The organism is Streptomyces sp. CAI-85 (assembly GCF_013363615.1).
Classification (GTDB): Bacteria; Actinomycetota; Actinomycetes; order Streptomycetales; family Streptomycetaceae; genus Streptomyces; species Streptomyces antibioticus_B.
In genome coordinates this window covers 28,386-46,128 of sequence record NZ_JAANNX010000034.1, presented here as the reverse complement: position 1 = coordinate 46,128, position 17,743 = coordinate 28,386, and the positions used below count along the sequence as shown (strand labels likewise).

13 protein-coding genes are annotated in these 17,743 nt (G+C 72.3%); 9 read left to right on the top strand and 4 right to left on the bottom strand.

Translation table 11 applies throughout. From position 1 onward, the window contains the following. Window positions 1-11: 11 nt before the first annotated feature. On the bottom strand, window positions 12-275 hold the full coding sequence (locus tag G6W55_RS26965; protein WP_030792866.1) for a WhiB family transcriptional regulator: 264 nt from the start codon (window positions 273-275) through the stop codon (window positions 12-14). Between the two features lie 722 nt (window positions 276-997). Here G6W55_RS26965 and G6W55_RS26960 point away from each other — a divergent pair. The 4 genes from G6W55_RS26960 (at window position 998) to G6W55_RS26945 (ending at window position 5,059) form a co-directional block, all read left to right on the top strand. After that, window positions 998-1,552, top strand: coding sequence for a cysteine dioxygenase family protein (locus G6W55_RS26960; protein ID WP_175523405.1), 555 nt, complete (start codon window positions 998-1,000; stop codon window positions 1,550-1,552). Window positions 1,553-1,685: 133 nt separating this feature from the next. After that, window positions 1,686-2,645, top strand: coding sequence for a 2-phospho-L-lactate transferase (gene cofD, locus G6W55_RS26955; protein WP_175523404.1), 960 nt, complete (start codon window positions 1,686-1,688; stop codon window positions 2,643-2,645). Continuing rightward, on the top strand, window positions 2,642-3,946 hold the full coding sequence (locus tag G6W55_RS26950) for a coenzyme F420-0:L-glutamate ligase (protein ID WP_175523403.1): 1,305 nt from the start codon (window positions 2,642-2,644) through the stop codon (window positions 3,944-3,946). The genes cofD and G6W55_RS26950 overlap by 4 nt, the downstream gene beginning before the upstream one ends. Before the next feature lie 99 nt (window positions 3,947-4,045). Beyond that, window positions 4,046-5,059, top strand: coding sequence for a DNA-3-methyladenine glycosylase (locus G6W55_RS26945; protein WP_175523402.1), 1,014 nt, complete (start codon window positions 4,046-4,048; stop codon window positions 5,057-5,059). Window positions 5,060-5,220: 161 nt separating this feature from the next. Here the strand turns inward: G6W55_RS26945 and G6W55_RS26940 are convergent, their stop codons facing one another. Next, window positions 5,221-6,303, bottom strand: a complete 1,083-nt coding sequence (locus G6W55_RS26940; protein ID WP_030792855.1) for a sugar phosphate nucleotidyltransferase — start codon at window positions 6,301-6,303, stop codon at window positions 5,221-5,223. A gap of 176 nt (window positions 6,304-6,479) precedes the next feature. Next, a complete protein-coding gene (locus G6W55_RS26935) occupies window positions 6,480-8,099 on the bottom strand; it encodes an N-acetylmuramoyl-L-alanine amidase (protein WP_254876463.1) in 1,620 nt (539 codons plus the stop codon). A gap of 161 nt (window positions 8,100-8,260) precedes the next feature. Between G6W55_RS26935 and G6W55_RS26930 the strand changes: the two genes are divergently transcribed. From G6W55_RS26930 to G6W55_RS26915, 4 genes are all read left to right on the top strand, one after another. Then, window positions 8,261-9,019, top strand: a complete 759-nt coding sequence (locus tag G6W55_RS26930; RefSeq protein WP_175523400.1) for a TIGR03089 family protein — start codon at window positions 8,261-8,263, stop codon at window positions 9,017-9,019. 892 nt (window positions 9,020-9,911) lie between these two features. Beyond that, window positions 9,912-11,132 carry an LCP family protein gene (locus tag G6W55_RS26925; RefSeq protein WP_107419283.1) on the top strand — a complete coding sequence of 407 codons (1,221 nt, stop codon included), beginning with the start codon at window positions 9,912-9,914 and terminating at the stop codon, window positions 11,130-11,132. Between the two features lie 268 nt (window positions 11,133-11,400). After that, entirely contained in the window at window positions 11,401-13,203 is a 1,803-nt protein-coding gene (locus G6W55_RS26920) for an LCP family protein (protein ID WP_175523399.1), read from the top strand. Between the two features lie 115 nt (window positions 13,204-13,318). Further along, window positions 13,319-15,010: an LCP family protein gene (locus tag G6W55_RS26915; protein ID WP_175523398.1), complete on the top strand. Its 1,692-nt coding sequence runs from the start codon at window positions 13,319-13,321 to the stop codon at window positions 15,008-15,010. A 63-nt stretch (window positions 15,011-15,073) separates the two neighbouring features. Here the strand turns inward: G6W55_RS26915 and G6W55_RS26910 are convergent, their stop codons facing one another. Next, entirely contained in the window at window positions 15,074-16,117 is a 1,044-nt protein-coding gene (locus G6W55_RS26910; RefSeq protein ID WP_175523397.1) for a glycosyltransferase family 2 protein, read from the bottom strand. A gap of 131 nt (window positions 16,118-16,248) precedes the next feature. On the opposite strand from G6W55_RS26910, the gene G6W55_RS26905 reads away from it, so the two are divergent. Continuing rightward, the gene (locus G6W55_RS26905; protein ID WP_175523396.1) at window positions 16,249-17,703 is read left to right on the top strand and encodes an LCP family protein; all 1,455 of its coding nucleotides are present in this window, start codon (window positions 16,249-16,251) and stop codon (window positions 17,701-17,703) included. Window positions 17,704-17,743 lie beyond the last annotated feature (40 nt).

Below are 17,743 nucleotides of genomic sequence, written 5' to 3'. Positions count from 1 at the left end.
TGCCGGGAGGCTCAGACTGCGGCCTTCTTCAGCCGCCTGCGCTCCCGTTCGGACAGACCGCCCCAGATGCCGAACCGTTCGTCGTTGGCGAGGGCGTACTCGAGGCATTCGGAGCGGACCTCACAGGCGAGACAGACCTTCTTGGCCTCGCGGGTGGAGCCGCCCTTCTCGGGGAAGAAGGACTCGGGATCGGTCTGGGCGCACAGTGCGCGCTCCTGCCAGCCGAGTTCCTCGCCCGCGTCGTCGACCAGCAGTTGCTGCACCAGCTCGGTCATGTGCGCCCCTCGCTCTGTCTTTCGCGTCCCCGTGACGTGGCCGTCACCGATGTGCGGCTGAACGACACGAGTGAAATTACAAGTGTGCTGCTCCGGGCGAGTCAAGCCGGGATCTGCTATTGGGCCCCTTATTCACTCTGCGGAACCAAGGCCGTGCGGTAAGTGTTCAAATCGGCATAAACCTTGACACGCGGAAGAGGCCCCGGCGGAAGCCCGGCTCCGCACAGCGCTTGTGCGGGGAAAGACGTCCAGGGAAGCGATCCCGTTGCGACACACGCGCGGAAGCGAACCTGATCACAGTCCGATCACGGGATCACCACAAGGCTTGCGCGCCCGGCATGTGCGCCATGTCTCCCGGCTGGCCCCTGCACAAACCTTTCGCCTCACAGGTGCACCGGATGAGGTGAACCATGTCCCACATACCGGGCGTCGAGTTGACAGTGAAGGTGTGAACCGGTGTCCTTGTGGGCATGCTCGCGAACTTGGCGCTCACCTCGACCCGCTCCGCCGGGTCCCACGGTGCTGCCCGTGCTCGCTGTAGCTGTTGTCTCTGTTCAAGCTGTTGAGCCCAACGCGCTCCGGCTGTCCCCGCGTCGACCGAGACCCGGCTGCTGTTTCCCCTTGGCCCGTACCAGGGCGCATCTGTTCCACCCGCGATCCGGGCGGACGGCACGCGAGACCCCAGCCCCCCACACTTCTTCCGCCGAGGAACCCCGCATCCCATGAACAGCGACAGCGACCTCCAGATCGCCGGTGACATCCTCGAGGTCCCGCACCTCCTCCAGCCGCCGCGCGAGCACCCGGCGACCGTGGCCGAGTTCGTCGGACTGGCCCGCTCCCTCGCCGCGGACCGCTCGCAGTGGGAGCACCTGGTCCGCTACGACGCCGCCTCCCGCTGGTACCACCGGCTGCGCACCGGCCCCGGCTACGAGGTGTGGCTGCTGTCGTGGGTGCCCGGTCAGGGCAGCGGACCGCACGACCACGGACTCTCCTCCGGTGTGCTGACGATCCTGGACGGCGCGCTGACCGAGCGCACCGAGCAGGGCGAGCGGGTGCTGGGCGCGGGCGCGCAGCGGGTGTTCGCCCCGGGGTATGTGCACGAGGTCGCCAACGACGCGCTGGAGCCCGCGGTCAGCCTGCACGTCTACTTCCCGGGACTGACGGAGATGCCGATGCACCCCGGCTCCCGGTTCCGCCCGGCCGCCGCGGCCCCGGTGGCCTGCGCGGCGCGGGAGACTCACGACGAGCACGACGAGGTGGACACCGTCAGCGCGTAGCGGCGGAACGGGACGACGCGCGGCGGCGGAACGGGGCAGGGGCAACTCGTACGGGTGGCCCGGATGTCCACAGGCCGGTGGTTGTCCACAACCGCCCGGTGCCGGGTCCCGGCCGCCTGCGAGACTGGCTCCCATGCGCATTGTGGTTCTTGCAGGCGGTATCGGTGGTGCCCGGTTCCTGCGCGGTCTGAAGAAGGCCGTGCCGGACGCGGACATCACGGTCATCGGCAACACCGGCGACGACATCCATCTCTTCGGGCTGAAGGTCTGCCCCGACCTCGACACGGTGATGTACACGCTCGGCGGCGGCATCAACGAGGAGCAGGGCTGGGGCCGGGCCGACGAGACCTTCCATCTGAAGGAGGAGCTGGCGGCGTACGGCGTCGGGCCGGAGTGGTTCGGGCTCGGCGACCGGGACTTCGCCACGCACATCGTGCGGACGCAGATGATCGGCGCCGGGTTCCCGCTGAGCGCGGTGACCGAGGCGCTGTGCGACCGGTGGAAGCCGGGGGTGCGGCTGATCCCGATGACCGACGACCGGGTGGAGACCCATGTCGCCGTCGAGGTGGACGGCGAGCGCAAGGCGGTCCACTTCCAGGAGTACTGGGTGCGGATGCGGGCGTCGGTGCCGGCCGAGGCCGTCGTACCGGTCGGGGCCGAGCAGTCCAAGCCGGCGCCGGGGGTGCTGGAGGCGATCGCCGCGGCGGACGTCGTGCTGTTCCCGCCGTCCAACCCGGTCGTCTCCGTCGGCACGATCCTCGCCGTGCCCGGTATCCGCGAGGCGATCGCCGGGGCCGGGGTGCCGGTGGTGGGCCTCTCCCCCATCGTCGGGGACGCGCCGGTGCGCGGGATGGCCGACAAGGTGCTCGCCGCGGTGGGCGTGGAGTCGACGGCCGCGGCGGTCGCCGAGCACTACGGCTCGGGGCTGCTGGACGGCTGGCTGGTGGACACCGTGGACGCGGGGTCGGTGGAGCGGATCGAGGCGGCCGGGATCCGCTGCCGGGCCGTGCCGCTGATGATGAGCGACATCGAGGCGACCACGCGGATGGCCCGTGAGGCGCTGGAGCTGGCGGAGGAGGTGCGGGGGGCGTGAGCGAGGAGAGCGGCTACCGGGTCTGGGCCGTGGCCGGACTGCCCGAGGTGCAGCGTGGCGACGACCTCGCCAAGCTGATCGCCACCGCCGAGCCGGGCCTGCGCGACGGGGACGTCCTGCTGGTCACGTCGAAGATCGTGTCCAAGGCGGAGGGCCGGATCGTCGCGGCCGACGACCGGGAGGCGGCGATCGACGCCGAGACCGTACGGGTCGTGGCCCGCCGCGGGGCGCTGCGGATCGTCGAGAACCGGCAGGGCCTGGTGATGGCGGCGGCCGGCGTCGACGCCTCCAACACCCCTGCCGGGACCGTGCTGTTGCTGCCCGAGGACCCGGACGCGTCGGCCCGGGCGATCCGGGACGGGCTGCGGGACGCGCTCGGCGTCGAGGTCGGCGTCGTCGTCACCGACACCTTCGGGCGGCCCTGGCGCGCCGGGCTCACGGACGTGGCGATCGGCGCCGCGGGCGTACGGGTGCTGGACGACCTGCGCGGCGGCACGGACGCGCACGGCAACGCGCTGAGCGCGACGGTCGTGGCGACCGCGGACGAACTCGCGGCGGCCGGGGACCTGGTGAAGGGCAAGGCCGCCGGGCTGCCCGTGGCCGTGGTGCGCGGGCTGCCGGAGGTGGTGGCGGACGACACCGGGGAGGGCGCCCGGGTCATGGTGCGCGGCGCGCGCGACGACATGTTCCGGCTCGGCACGTCGGAGGCGGTGCGGCTGGCCGTGACCCAGCGGCGGACCGTGCGGGCGTTCACCGGTGAACCGGTCGACCCGGAGGCGGTACGGCGGGCGGTGGCCGCGGCCGTGACGGCGCCCGCCCCGCACCACACCACGCCGTGGCGGTTCGTGCTGCTGGAGTCGGAGGAGTCGCGTGTGCGGCTGCTGGACGCGATGCGGGACGCGTGGATCGCGGATCTCGGACGGGACGGCAAGTCTGAGGAGTCGATCGCGAAGCGGGTGCGGCGCGGGGACGTCCTGCGCAACGCGCCGTATCTGGTGGTGCCGTGTCTCGTCATGGACGGCTCGCACCACTACGGCGATCCGCGGCGGGACGGTGCCGAGCGGGAGATGTTCGTCGTCGCGGCCGGGGCCGGGGTGCAGAACTTCCTGGTCGCGCTGGCCGGGGAGCGGCTGGGCTCGGCATGGGTGTCGTCGACGATGTTCTGCCGGGACGTGGTCCGGGAGGTGCTGGGACTGCCGGAGGGCTGGGACCCGATGGGCGCGGTGGCCGTCGGGCATCCGGCGGAGGAGCCGCGGGCCCGGCCGGAGCGGGACGCGGGGGCGTTCATCGAGGTGCGGTGAGAACGGAAGAAGGGGTGAGGTGCGGAGCGGGTTTCGGCCTACCCTCGTAGGGCCCCTCCCGGACGCGGCGGGGAACCCCGAGCTTCCAGGACCTCATCCGTGGCAGGACGATTCGCTCCCCGCCCCACCCGTACGACCGTGCGCGGCGGCCATGTCCCCGTGCCCGCCGGGGTGCCACGGCCGGCGCGCGCGGAGGCGGGGCGGGTGCGGACCTGGGTGTCCGCGGGGCCGGTCGATCTGGGGCTGGTGCTGGGGCCGTTGCGGCGCGGGCCCGGGGATCCGACGTTCCGGGCGACGCCCGACGGGTCGGTGTGGCGGGCGAGTCTGACGCCCTCGGGGCCGGGCACGCTGAGGGTGTCGGTGGTGCCGGGCGGCGGGGCCGTACGCGGTGAGGCGTGGGGGCCGGGCGGCGAGTGGCTGCTCGACGGGATGCCGGATCTGCTCGGCGCCTCGGACGAGCCGGAGGCGTTCGCGCCACGGCACCGGGTGGTGGCGCTGGCCCGGCACCGGCGTCCCGGGCTTCGGCTGACGCGGACCGGGCTGGTGCTGGAGTCGCTGATCCCGTCGGTCCTGGAGCAGAAGGTCACGACGGACGAGGCGTACCGGGCGTGGCGGTTGCTGGTGCGGAAGTTCGGCGAGCCGGCGCCGGGGCCCGCGGCGGGCGGGCGGCTGTGGGTGATGCCGGCGCCCCGGACCTGGGCGCTGATCCCGTCGTGGGAGTGGCATCGGGCGGGGGTCGACGACAAGCGGGCGTCGACGATCCTGCGCGCGGTGCGGGTCGCGGCGCGGATGGAGGAGGCGTCGGGGATGGAGGCGGGGGCGGCGCAGTCCCGGCTGGAGCTGGTGCCGGGCATCGGGCCGTGGACCTCGGCGGAGACGGTGCAGCGCAGCCACGGCGCGGCGGACGCGGTGACCGTGGGCGATCTTCATCTGCCGGGGATCGTCGGATGGGCGCTGGCCGGGAACCGGTCGGCGGACGACGCGGAGATGCTGGAGCTGCTGGAGCCGTACGCCGGGCAGCGGCATCGGGCGGCGCGGCTGATCCTGCTGAGCGGGCGGGTGCCGGAGCGGCGGGCGCCGCGGATGACCCGCGGGGACATCGGGAAGCTGTGAGGGGCCCTGCCCCTGCCCACTCCCCCACCGCCGCCGGACGCACGCCACGCACCGGACGCACCGGACGCACCGGACGCACCGGACGCACCGGACGCACCGGACGCACCGGACGCCGGTCAGGCCCCCTCGCGGGAACCCGCCGGCGTCCGGAACGTGACGTACTACTGGTCCGACGAGAAGCGGACCGCGCCCGCCGGGATCTGGGCGTCGCACCAGATCCGGGCACCCTCGCGCAGCTCGTTGTCGGGCCCGATGATCGCGCCGTCGCCGATGACCGTCCCGGTGAGGACGGAGCGTTCGCCGACGCGGGCGCGGGTGCCGATGAGCGAGTCGGTGATGACCGCGCCGGGCTCGATGACCGCGCCCGGCAGGATCGTCGAGCCGAAGACCCGCGCGCCCTCCGCCACGAAGGCGCCCTCGCCGACCACCGTGCCGCCGGTGAGCTTGGCGTCCTCCGCGACCATCGCCGTGGGCAGGATCAGCCGGTCGCCGCAGCGGCCGGGGATCGCCGGGGACGGGGCCCGGCCGAGGACCAGGTCCGCCGAGCCGCGCACGAAGGCCGCCGGCGTGCCGAGGTCCAGCCAGTAGGTGGAGTCCACCATGCCCTGGAGGTGGGCCCCGGCGGCCAGCAGGTCGGGGAACGTCTCGCGTTCCACCGAGACCGGACGGCCCGCCGGGATGGTGTCGATGACCGACCGGCGGAACACATAGGCGCCCGCGTTGATCTGGTCGGTGACGATCTCCTCGGGGGTCTGCGGCTTCTCCAGGAAGGCCAGCACCCTGCCGGTCTCGTCGGTGGGGACCAGGCCGTAGGCCCGGGGGTCGGTCACCTGGGTGAGATGCAGTGAGACGTCCGCCCCCGTCGTCTCGTGCGTCGCCACCAGGCGTCTGATGTCCAGGCCCGTGAGGATGTCACCGTTGAAGACCAGCACCGGGTCGTCCGGGCCGGAGTGCAGCCGGGACGCCACGTTGCGGATGGCGCCGCCGGTGCCGAGGGGTTCGTCCTCCGTGACGTACTCGATGTGGAGTCCGAGCGACGAGCCGTCGCCGAAATGCGGTTCGAAGACCTCGGCCAGATAGCTCGTCGCGAGGACGATGTGGTCCACCCCCGCCGCCTTGGCCCGCGCCAGCTGGTGGGTCAGGAACGGCACGCCGGCCGCTCTGACCATGGGCTTGGGCGTGTGCACCGTGAGCGGGCGCAGTCGGGTGCCCTTGCCGCCGACCAGGAGGATCGCTTCTGTCACCTTCGTCTCTGCTTCCTGCCGGGACCGGCCGAACTGTCTTTCGGCCGGCCAGTGTATGCAGACCGTGTGTGGCGCGTTCGAGGCCGTGCGGTGTTCCGTCCCAGTCCCAGGAGACTGTCCCCCCACGACGGCTGATGAATGTGCCCCCCGCTGAGCGATCTCCCCGGCCGCGGCTTTCAGCGGCCCTGGTAGCCGGCCGCCGTCTTTCGGGCCGAGGCGAGCTTGCCGTAGAGCTGCCGCCCTGGGCATTCCGTGGCGAATCCGTCCCGGTGACCGGAGATCACGTTCAGTCGTACGTTCTTTCCCTTTGGGTAGAGATTGCCACCTCCGGACTTCAGATATGTCTTTCCTTTTGGATTACCCCCGAAGAGACCCAGCTTCCATGCCGTCAGACTGGCCACCGCCTTCACCGTGGCGGAGCTGGGCTTGGTGGAGGTGAACGTGCCGAGAACGGCGATTCCCATGCTGTTGCTGTTGAAGCCGAGGGTGTGCGCGCCGAGGACCGCCTTGGCGACGCCGCCGGCCCGGCCCTCGTAGATGGTTCCGCACTTGTCGACGACGAAGTTGTAGCCGATGTCCCGCCAGCGCAGGCTCTTGACGTGGTAGCGGTAGATACTGCGAATGACGGAGGGCGCCTGCGAGCACTTGTACGAGTTGCCGGTCGCCGAATGGTGGACGAACGCCGCTTTCACCGTGCTGGTGTAGCGGAAGCCGGACTCGCGGAGCTTCTCGTCGGCGCCCCAGCCGTGGCGGGTGACGATGCGGGGGCGCGGGCCGATGTACGGCTTCGCCCGCTGTGCCTTCGTCAGTTCGCCGCCGCGCAGGGCGAACAGCTCGCTGCGGGTCCCGGCCGCGTCGAGCGCGGAGATCTCCGAGGCACCGAGGGGTGCGAGCGCGGCGTTGGCGGCGGAGGCCGCGACGGACGGGGAGACGGCGGACGCGGCGGTACGGGGGGTGCCGGCGCCGATGGATCTGGCGCTGTGGGCGGACGGGGCGGTGCGGGTGGTCGCGGGGTCGGTGGTCAGGACGGTTCCCTCGGAGAGGGCGGCGGACGACAGGAAGTCGGCCGTGCGTCCCGAGGGGGCGTCGGCGCCGGGGCGGGCACCGGTCGCGGTGTCGGGAGCATCGGGGAACACGGCGTCGGGAACGGCCGTATCCGTGTCGGGAACGGCGTCGGCCGTCGTCGAGCGGTCCGCGGCCGTCGTCGTGTCTCCCGGGTCGACGAGTTCCAGGCGCAGGCCGGCCGGGAGCGGGGCGGAGGCAGCGGGCGTACGGGTGCCGCGGACGGTGCCCTCCGCGCGGTGGGCCGCGTCGGGGCGGACGCGGACCTCGACGCCGTCGGAGTCGCCGACCCACAAGGGGGCGGTGGCGCCCCGGGGATGACCGGAGGCGCGCTCGGCGCTGTCGGGGTCGGCGCCGTGGTCGGCGTAGTGGGTCTCGACGTCCTGCCAGCCGGACCAGGCGCCGGTGCCGGTGCCGCGGGTGCGGACCTGGACGGTGCCGGCGAGGTCGGTGTCCGGGTCGTCCCAGACGACACCGAGGAGGGAGAAGGGGCGGACGTCCCGGCGGGACACGCCCTGTTCGGCGGCGGCGCCTGCGGCGCGGTCGCGGGTCAGGGGGGTGAGGGGCAGCGACTGGGTGCTGCCCGAGAGGTCGGGGGCATCGGGGGCGACGACGGGCGCCACCTCCGCACTCGGCGCCGTTGGCGCCGGCGCCGCGGAGGCGGGCGGCGTCAGGGGGAGGGCGAGAGCCGCCGCACACGTGACGCCGATCGAGGAAGTGAGCAATCCACGCATGCCAACGATCCTGGACATACCCATACATATCTGTCCATCGGTGAGTTGACGGGCTGTCGGGAGCGTTCCGCCGAACCGGTGGTGCGCCGGGCGGGGGCGTTCGGCCGAACCGGTGGCCGTGCGGTACGGGTGCCGGTCGTGCGGCGCGTACGCTTGCGCGGGTGAACGCCACCGATCGCACCCCTGCCGACCTGCTGCGTTCCGCGCTCGCCGCGGATCCCTCGCGTCCCCTGGTGACCTTCTACGACGACGCCACGGGCGAGCGGGTCGAATTGTCCGTGGCCACCTTCGCCAACTGGGTGGCCAAGACCTCGAACCTCCTCCAGGACGGGATGTCGGTGGAACCCGGCGACCGGATCGCCCTGTTGCTGCCCGCGCACTGGCAGACGGCGGTGTGGCTGCTGGCGTGCGCCTCGGTGGGTGCGGTGGCGGACGTGGGCGGGGATCCGGGGCGCGCCGACCATGTGGTGGCCGGGCCCGGGCACTTCGAGGCGGGGCTCGCCTGCGGCGGGGACCGGTACGCGCTGTCGCTGGCGCCGCTCGGCCGGCGGTTCGTGCCGTCGCCGCCGGAGGGGTACGCCGACTACGCCGTGGAGGTCCCGACGTACGGCGACCGGTTCGCGCCGTACGCGCCCGTCGATCCCGAGGCGCCCGCGCTGGTGGTGGCGGGGGCCGAGTACAGCGGCGCGGAGGTGGTGGAGCGCGCCCGCGCCGAGGCGGCGGGCCTCGGCCTGACGGGCCCGGGCTCCCGACTCCTGTCGGGCCTCCCCTACGACACCTGGGAGGGCCTGAGCGCGGGTTTGTACGGCCCCCTGGCGAGCGGCGGCTCGGTGGTCCTGTGCCGCAACCTGGACCGGGCGACCGAGGACACCCTGACCCGCCGAATCGAATCCGAACGCATCACAGCAACGGCCCGCTGACCCGACGTCCCCTGCCCCGCCTGCCCAAGATCGCCTCGCCCCCCTTCGGAAGCGCCGCGGGCGTCGAAGGCCGGCAGAGGCCCCGGGGGGAGGCGCTCTCGCCGACCGGGCGGGGAGGCTTCGGGTCCCCGGGTCGGGCGTCCAGCCACCGACGCCTCACGCCGGACGGCCGGCAGGACCTCGCAGAGCCGACGCGAAATCCCCACCGGCACGCCCCCTGTCTCTCCCCCTACCCCCACGAAACGCCGCCCCCCGTTCACCGGCACCGGATGACCCGCCGCCCGGGGCACCTCCCCTCGGCAGCACCTCGGGCGCGCGGAACGGAGGGCCTGGCGGGGACGCTCGCGCCCGTCAGGCGCCTCCCTCTTGCTTGAAAGCACCCCCGCGCAACGCAGGACTGGGCGGGGCCGCTCCGGGCCCGCCTGGCCGGCGCCCAGCCGTCGGTGTCCCACGCCGGGCGACCGGCAAGGCGTGGCGCGGCCGACACCGGATCCCCGCCGAACCGTCGGCCCTCGCCCGTCGAACCCGCTCACCCGCCGCTCCCCTCGCGCCCCCGGCCGCCGGACCGGCCCCCACCGAACCCACCGCCGGCGAGGCGCTCCCTCCGAAGCTCCCCCGCCCAACCGGTGACGGCCCTCCAGCCCGGTCCGGACACCGGGGGCCGGGCGCCCGTTCGCGCGCCGTTGCCCAGGAGGCCCGGCAGGGCCTCGCACGCCGCCACCCGGGGCCCGGCAGGGCCCGCGCCGAACACGCGACAAGGGCACAGCCCCCGTCACCCGTTCAGCCCACCCCCGCCCGCACCCCACCCCCCGAGCCGCCATGGTCGTAGGAGGAGCAGCGCGGCCCGTTCGTACCGCTGGACGTGGGAGGGGTGTTTCCAGGCGTGGGCGAAATCGACAGTTCGGGGCGGCCTCTCGGGCCGGGGGTGGGGGCCTCCGCCGACGGGCGCGGGCTGGCGCGGCGGCGTCGGCGGCGGTGGGTGCGGTACGGGGCCGGGGTGGCGGCGGTGCTCGTGGTGGGGGCCGGGGTCGCCGGGTGGGCGCTGTACGCGAAGCTCGACGGGAACATCACGGCCGACGAGGCCGCCGCCGCGGAGCTGGAGCGGTACGCCGGGGAGCGGCCGACCTCGCTGGTGAAGGACGCGCAGAACATCCTGCTGATCGGGTCCGACTCGCGCGCGGGCGAGGACAACGCCAAGTACGGCAGGGACTCGGGCACCGAGCGGTCGGACACCGTGATCCTGCTGCACCTGGCCGCCGGGCGGCACAGCGCGACCGCCGTCTCCATACCCCGGGACCTGATGGTGGACGTGCCGGCCTGTCTGAAGCCGGACGGCACCCGCACCGAGCCGATGTTCGCGATGTTCAACTACGCCTTCGAGACCGGCGGTTCGGCCTGCACGATCCGGACGGTGGAGCAGCTCACCGGGGTGCGGATCGACCATCACATGGTGGTCGACTTCAGCGGCTTCAAGGAGATGGTGGACGCGGTCGACGGCGTCCAGGTGTGTCTGACGGCACCGGTCGTCGACAAGGCGGCGAAGCTGCGGCTGCCCGCGGGCCGGGTGACGCTCGACGGGGAGCAGGCGCTGGCGTACGTGCGGGCGCGCAAGTCGCTGGGCAACGGCAGCGACACCGACCGGATGGACCGGCAGCAGCGCTTCCTCGGGGCGCTCGTCAACAAGGTGCAGAGCAACGACGTCCTGCTGAACCCGGCGAAGCTGTACCCGGTGCTGGACGCGGCCACCTCCTCCCTCACCACCGACCCGGACCTGGCGAGCCTGCGCGGGCTCTACGACCTGGTGCGGGGTCTGCGCGACATTCCCACCGAAGCCGTGCAATTCCTGACCGTTCCGCGGGAGTCGTACGTCTACAACGTCAATCGCGACCAACTGGTGGAGCCCGAGGCGGAGAAACTCTTCGAGCGGCTGCGCACCGACGCACCCGTCGTGGTTTCTCAGGAACTTCCCATGAAAACAATCCCTACGGAGTCGGGCGACCACGGTCCGTACGGGGTCCGTGCGCTCCCACCCGGTGTTTCGCCCGGGATTTCGCCCACTCCCCCCGCCCCCACGTTCCGCGGGAACACCGCCGCCGAGGACGGCTGCGGGTAAAGCGGTTGTCAAGGTGTGCCCTATGGGGAACTCCAGTTCAAAGAAATGCGCCGGATTGCCCGGTTGTAGGGACGTGGAATGTGTCACGGGCGTCGCTCCACGCCGAACCGGCCGGATAGTGTGAGCGATCCGGTGCACCCGGCCGCGAGGTCCGTCCTGGCGCCGTGCACCGAGCGACCCAGCGAAACCGACTGATTGAGCGTGACGACCCGAGCGCCTTTTGAGGGGGAGAGGCGCCGCGTGGCCCCGACGGAGGATTCAGACAACCGTGGACGCGCAAGGCCGTGGGCGGGCGGACGACATCGACCCCGCAGACCAGTGGGTGCTCAACCCGAGAACCGGCGAATACGAACTGCGACTGACTCCTTCCGCTCCGCAATCGGCGGTCCCCGGACCCCGTAGGGTCGCCTCCCGCGCAGGAGCACCGGGAGCACCGGCCGGCGGTCCGCCGCCGGGCGCGGCACGGGGCCGTTCGACGGCACCCGACCGGGAGTCGGACTCCGACGCCGACGACTACGACGACGACGCACCGGGCCGGGTCCCGGCGCCGCGCCGCCGCCGCGGTGTGCCGGAGGAGCCGCCGAACCGGCGCGGCCGCCGTCCGGTGAAGAAGAAGTCGCGGGCGAGGAAGATCCTGCTGTGGACCGGCGGGACGATGGCCTTCCTGCTGGTGGGCACGGCCGGCGCGGCCTACCTCTATCTCCAGCACCTCAACGACAACATCACGTCCGTCTCCGACGACGGCGCGAGCACCGGCGGCTTCAGCACGGACAAGGCGATCAACATCCTGCTGATCGGCACCGACAAGCGCACCGGCTCCGGCAACAAGGGCTACGGCGACGCCAACAGCGTCGGCCACGCGGACACCACGATCCTGCTGCACGTCTCCAAGGACCGGACGAACGCGACCGCGCTGAGCATCCCGCGCGACCTGATCGTGGACGTCCCGGACTGCCCGACCACGCAGGAGGACGGCAGCACCAAGGTGATCAAGGGCACCCAGGGTGTCCGGTTCAACACCAGCCTCGGCCAGGAGGAGCGCACCCCGAGCTGCACCGTGCGCACGGTCACCGAGCTGACCGGGATCCAGGCCGACAATTTCATGGTGGCCGACTTCAACGCGGTCAAGACGCTGACCTCGGCGGTCGGCGGCGTGGAGGTCTGTCTGGCCAAGGACATCGACGACCCGGACTCCCATCTGAAGCTGTCCAAGGGCACGCACACCATCGAGGGCGAGGAGGCGCTGGCCTTCGTGCGCACCCGGCATTCGGTGGGCTTCGGCGGCGACCTGAGCCGTATCGAGATCCAGCAGCAGTTCCTCAGCGCGCTGATGCGCAAGCTGAAGTCGAACGACACGCTCTCCAGCCCCACCAAGATGATCAAGCTGGCGGAGGCGGGCACCAAGGCGCTCACCGTCGACTCGAAGTTGGACAGCATCGACAAGCTCAAGGACCTCGGTCTGGAGCTGGGCAAGCTCAATGTGAAGAACCTGACCTTCACCACGGTGCCGGTGGTCGACAACCCGGCGGAGAAAGTCAAGGCCACCGTCGTCCTGAACGAGTCGACGGCACCCACCGTCTTCCAGATGATCAAGGACGATGTGTCCTTCACCGAGGTGAAGCAGAAGGCCAAGGCGTCCAAGGACGCGGCGGCCGCGGCGGCAGCGGCCCGGCTGAAGGGGACCAAGTCCGCCGCCTCGGAGGTCCGGGTGCAGGTGATGAACGGCGGCGCCCCGGCCGGCAGCGCGCAGGAGACCCTCAACTGGCTCCAGATCGACGAGGGCGTCACCAAGTCCGAGAACGCGGGCAACGCGCCCGAGGCGCTCAGCAGGACCACGCTGGAGTACGACCCCGACCAGGCGGACCAGGCCCGCAGGCTGGCCGAGATCATGGGCCTGCCGGGGACCGCGCTGAAGCCGGGCGAGAGCGTCCAGAACGCGCAGGGACTGCCGACGATGACGTTGACCCTGGGCAAGGACTTCAAGGGCGCCGGTGTGCCGCTGACGGCGGCGACGAAGGTGCCGGACTCGGTGCAGAAGTCCACGGCGGACAAGGTGCAGTGCGCCAAGTAGGCGCCGATCGGTGAAAGCCGGGTAGGCGAACAGGGGTAACCCTTCGGGCCCGTCGTGCGTCTGACTGGACGCGGGACGGGCCCGTGTCAGGCGTTCGGCGGGGAGGGGCAGGGGTATGGCGGGGAGAAGCGGGGTGCGCGCGGAGGTACCGGCGGCCGAGGACGCGGAGACGGCGTTCCCGGCACAGCGGGACGGCGACGCGTCGCAGAGCGAGCACGGCGGCAAGGGCAGCGGCGACGGCGGCCAGGACGGCACCGGCGACGGCGACAGCGGCGCGGGCGGCCGTCGTCCCGCGGACCGCAGACGCCGCCGTCGACGCGCGTTGCGCTGGTCGGCGTCCGTGCTGGCGCTGGTCATACTCGGGACGGCCGGCGCCGGATACCTCTACTACCGTCATCTCAACGCCAACATCAAGAGCGCCGACCTCAACCTCGGCGACGCCAAGGACCGCGCGTCGCAGACCCGGGCCAACTCGGCCGGGCAGACCGCGCTGAACATCCTGCTGATCGGCTCGGACGCCCGGGACTCCACCGAGAACCAGAAGCTCGGCGGCGCCCGGGACACCTTCGACGGCCCGCCGCTCGCCGACGTCCAGATGCTGCTGCACGTCTCCGCGGACCGCACCAACATGTCCGTGGTGAGCATGCCGCGCGACACCCTGCTCTCCATCCCCAAGTGCACCGACCCCGAGTCCGGGAAGGTGTACGGGGCGAGCGACCGTGCCATGACGAACGAGTCCCTGGGCCGCGGGGGCCCCGGCTGCACGGTCGCCACCTGGGAGAAGCTCACCGACATCCACATCGACCACTTCATGATGATCGACTTCGCGGGGGTGGTGTCGATGGCGGACGCCATCGGCGGCGTCCCGGTGTGCGTGGACGCCAACGTCCACTCGCACACCAGCACCGGCAAGGGCTCCGGTCTGAAGCTGGAGGAGGGCACCACCGCCGTCAAGGGCGAGCAGGCCCTCCAGTGGCTGCGCACCCGCTACGGCTTCGAGGACGACACCGACCTCGCGCGGGCCAAGGCCCAGCACATGTACATGAACTCGATGGTCCGTCAGCTCCGCTCGGAGGCGAAGCTGACCAAGCCGAACTCGCTGCGCAAGCTGGCCGAGGCGGCCACGAAGGCGATCACCGTGGACGACGGGCTGGGCAGCATCACCAAGATGTACGACCTGGCCACCGAGCTTCAGAAGGTGCCCACCGAGCGCATCACCATGACGACGATGCCCAACCGGTACGACACCTACGACACCGGCCGGGTCGTGCCCACCGAGGACGCCGACAAGCTGTTCCGGCTGGTGCGCGAGGACATCGCGCTGGACGGCAAGGACAAGAAGAAGCCCACCGCGAGCCCCGCGCCGACGGTCACCGACGTGGCCGCCGCCGACGAGAAGATCGCGGTGCAGGTGCACAACGGCACCCGTACCGACACGCTGGCCCCGGCCGGCGGCCGGGCGACGGCGGTCACCGGGCTGCTCCAGGACAAGGGGCTCACGGGGGCCCTCGCGGACACCTCCGCGGCCACCTCCGAGGAGACCACGGTGATCCGCTACCCGAGCACCGACCTCCAGGCCGACGCGCTGCGCGTCGCCACGGTCCTCGGCATCCCGGCGGACCAGGTGAAGAAGTCCACCGACGTCTCCGGCGTCACCCTCTTCGTGGGCGCCGACTGGCGCTCCGGCGACACCTACAAGGCGCCGGAGAAGAAGGAGGACGACGACACCACGCCCGAGTCGGCGCAGGCGATGAACGGCGCCGACGAGAGCCAGTGCATGCACGTGGACCCGGCCTATAGCTGGTAGACCGGGTCCGGCGGGGCTTCCCCGCGAGGGCTTTCTCAGGAAAGCTCCCTCGCGGGAGCTTCGTCAGGAGGAGCTGAGGACCGCGGGGCGCCGCGAGGCGATGACCTTCCGCGCCAGCGACCTGGGGCTGGTGAGGAAGCCGAACCCCCACGACATGTGCATGGTGGCCAGCGCGACGGGGATCCGGAGCCGCGCCCTGAGCGGCAGCCCCTTGCCGGCCGGCACCGACCCGGCGGCGATCGCCGCGAGGTAGCCGCCGGGGACGACGAAACCGAGCGGGGTGAGCGCCGCGCCCACCACGATCCCGGCCGCTATCAGGCACACCGCGGTGGGCGGGGCCAGGTAGCGCAGGTTGATCGAGCCCTCGTGGTAGCGGGCGACGACGTGCCGCCAGCGGCCGTAGTCCTTGTACTGCTTGGCGAGCGCCTTCACGCTGGGCCGCGGCCGGTACGACACCTTCAGCTCCGGCGAGAACCAGATCAGCCCGCCGGCCTCGCGGATCCGGAAGTTCAGCTCCCAGTCCTGGGCACGGATGAACTCCTCGTTGTAGCCGCCCTGCTGCTCCAGCGCCGCGCGCCGGAACACCCCGAGGTAGACCGTCTCGGCGGGCCCGGCCTGGCCGCCGGTGTGGAAGGCGGCGTTGCCGACGCCGATCTTCGAGGTCATCGCGGCGGCCACCGCGTGCTCCCAGTCGTTCTCACCCTCGGCGTGCATGATGCCGCCGACGTTCTGCGCGCCGGTCTCCTCCAGGAGCCGTACGGCGGTGGTGATGTAGTCGGGCGAGAGCATGCCGTGCCCGTCGACGCGGACGACGACCGGATGGCGGGACGCCTTGATCGCGGCGTTGAGGGCGGCGGGGGTGCGGCCGGTCGGATTGGGGACCGTGTGCACCCGCTTGTTCTCGCTCGACGCGGTCTCGGCGACGAGCTGGGCCGCGATCTCGTCCGTACGGTCCGTGGACGGACCGAGGGCGATCACGACCTCCATCTCGCCGGCGTACTCCTGCGCGAGGATCGCTTGGACGGCTCCGCGCAGATGCCGTTCCTCGTTGAGGACGGGCATGATGACGGACACGGCGGGGAGCTGCACGTCGGACTTGGCGTTCATAGGGGGCTCACGTTACCGCGAACGGGGGACAGCGGTGCGCCCCGCCGGGTGCGCTGCCCCGGGCGACAGATCGTACGGGCCTACGGTACTCACGGCTCCCCCCGCCCAGGCCGTCGCCCGGAGGTGTCCCCATGCCCGCCACACCGCCGCCCCGGTCCCGGCGCCGTCCGCCGCGCCCCCCGGTGCGCCCCGTCCGCAGACGCCGGCCCCGCTGGGCCATGCGGGCGGCGACCACGCTGTCCGTCGTCGTCCTCGCCTCGGCCGGCATCGGTCACTCGGTGGTCACCAGCCTCGACGCGGACATCGCCCGGGTGGACCCCTTCAAGGACATGAAGAACCGTCCCCGCGCGGGTCACGGCATGAACGTGCTGCTGGTCGGCACCGACGGCCGCGACAAGATCGACGACACCGAGCGGCGCCGCTTCCGGCTCGGCGGGGCGCCCTGCAACTGCACCGACACGATCATGATCGTGCACATCTCGGAGGACCGGGAGCGGGCCAGCGTGGTCAGCCTGCCGCGCGACTCCTACGCCGAGACGCCCCCGCACACCGACCAGGTCACCGGCAAGGAGCACCGCGGTCATCCGATCAAGCTGAACGCCGCCTACGCGGAGGGCGGTCCGCAGCTCACCGTGCGCACGGTGGAGAGCATGACGCACGTGAAGATCGACCACTATCTGGAGGTCGACTTCGCGAGCTTCATGAAGACGGTGGACGTCGTCGGCGGTGTGAAGATCTGCACCGCCCAGCCGCTCAAGGACACGTACACGGGCCTCGACCTGGCGCCCGGCACCCACACCCTGCGGGGCGGGGCGGCGCTCCAGTACGTCCGCTCCCGGCATGCCGACGCCTCCTCGGACCTGGGCCGGATGAAGCGCCAGCAGCGGTTCCTGGCCTCGCTGGTGGCGCAGGCCACCTCGTCCGGGATCCTGCTGAACCCGCTGAAGTTCCGGGACGTGACCCGGGCGGTGCTGGGCTCGGTGCGGGCCGACCGCGGCTTCGGCACCGACGAGCTGCTGGACCTGGGGCGGGCGATGCGGACGTTCTCGCCGTCGTCCTCCGAGTTCACGACCGTGCCCATCGGCACGATGGGCTTCACGGTCAAGGGCATCGGCTCGACGCTGAAGTGGGACCCGGAGAAGTCGGAACGGCTCTTCCGGGCGCTGCGCGACGACAAGCCGCTGGCGACGGCGCCGAAGGCGCGCACCGCACCGGCGCCGCGGGTGGCGGTGGCCCCGCAGCAGATCAACGTGCAGGTGGAGAACGGCACCTCGGAGAAGGGGCTCGGACACCGCGTCGACACCGCCCTGGCGGCGACCGGCTTCCGCACCACCCGCCGCCCCGTCGACGCCGCCGACCGGACCGTACGGCGTACGGTCGTCGCCTACGACCCCCGCTGGGACCGCTCGGCGCGCTCCCTGGCCGCCGCGCTGCCCGGCGCCGAGCTGAAGGCCGTCCCCGGGCTCGGCCCCACCCTGAAGGTGATCGCCGGCACGGAGTTCCACGAGGTCCGTCCGGTGCGCGGCCCGGAGCCGGTGGGCAAGGAGTCCGAGGTGGTACGGGGCAACGAGGTGGGCTGTCCCTGAGCGCGGCGTGTCTCCGGATGGCGGGCGGGGGCGGGCGGGC

Coding starts and splice junctions, on each gene's coding strand:
- G6W55_RS26965 (WP_030792866.1), bottom strand. CDS start 275: ATGACCGAGCTGGTGCAGCAACTGCTGGTCGACGACGCGGGCGAGGAA.
- G6W55_RS26935 (WP_254876463.1), bottom strand. CDS start 8,099: ATGCGTGGATTGCTCACTTCCTCGATCGGCGTCACGTGTGCGGCGGCT.
- G6W55_RS26915 (WP_175523398.1), top strand. CDS start 13,319: ATGGCGGGGAGAAGCGGGGTGCGCGCGGAGGTACCGGCGGCCGAGGAC.
- cofD (WP_175523404.1), top strand. CDS start 1,686: ATGCGCATTGTGGTTCTTGCAGGCGGTATCGGTGGTGCCCGGTTCCTG.
- G6W55_RS26960 (WP_175523405.1), top strand. CDS start 998: ATGAACAGCGACAGCGACCTCCAGATCGCCGGTGACATCCTCGAGGTC.
- G6W55_RS26905 (WP_175523396.1), top strand. CDS start 16,249: ATGCCCGCCACACCGCCGCCCCGGTCCCGGCGCCGTCCGCCGCGCCCC.
- G6W55_RS26910 (WP_175523397.1), bottom strand. CDS start 16,117: ATGAACGCCAAGTCCGACGTGCAGCTCCCCGCCGTGTCCGTCATCATG.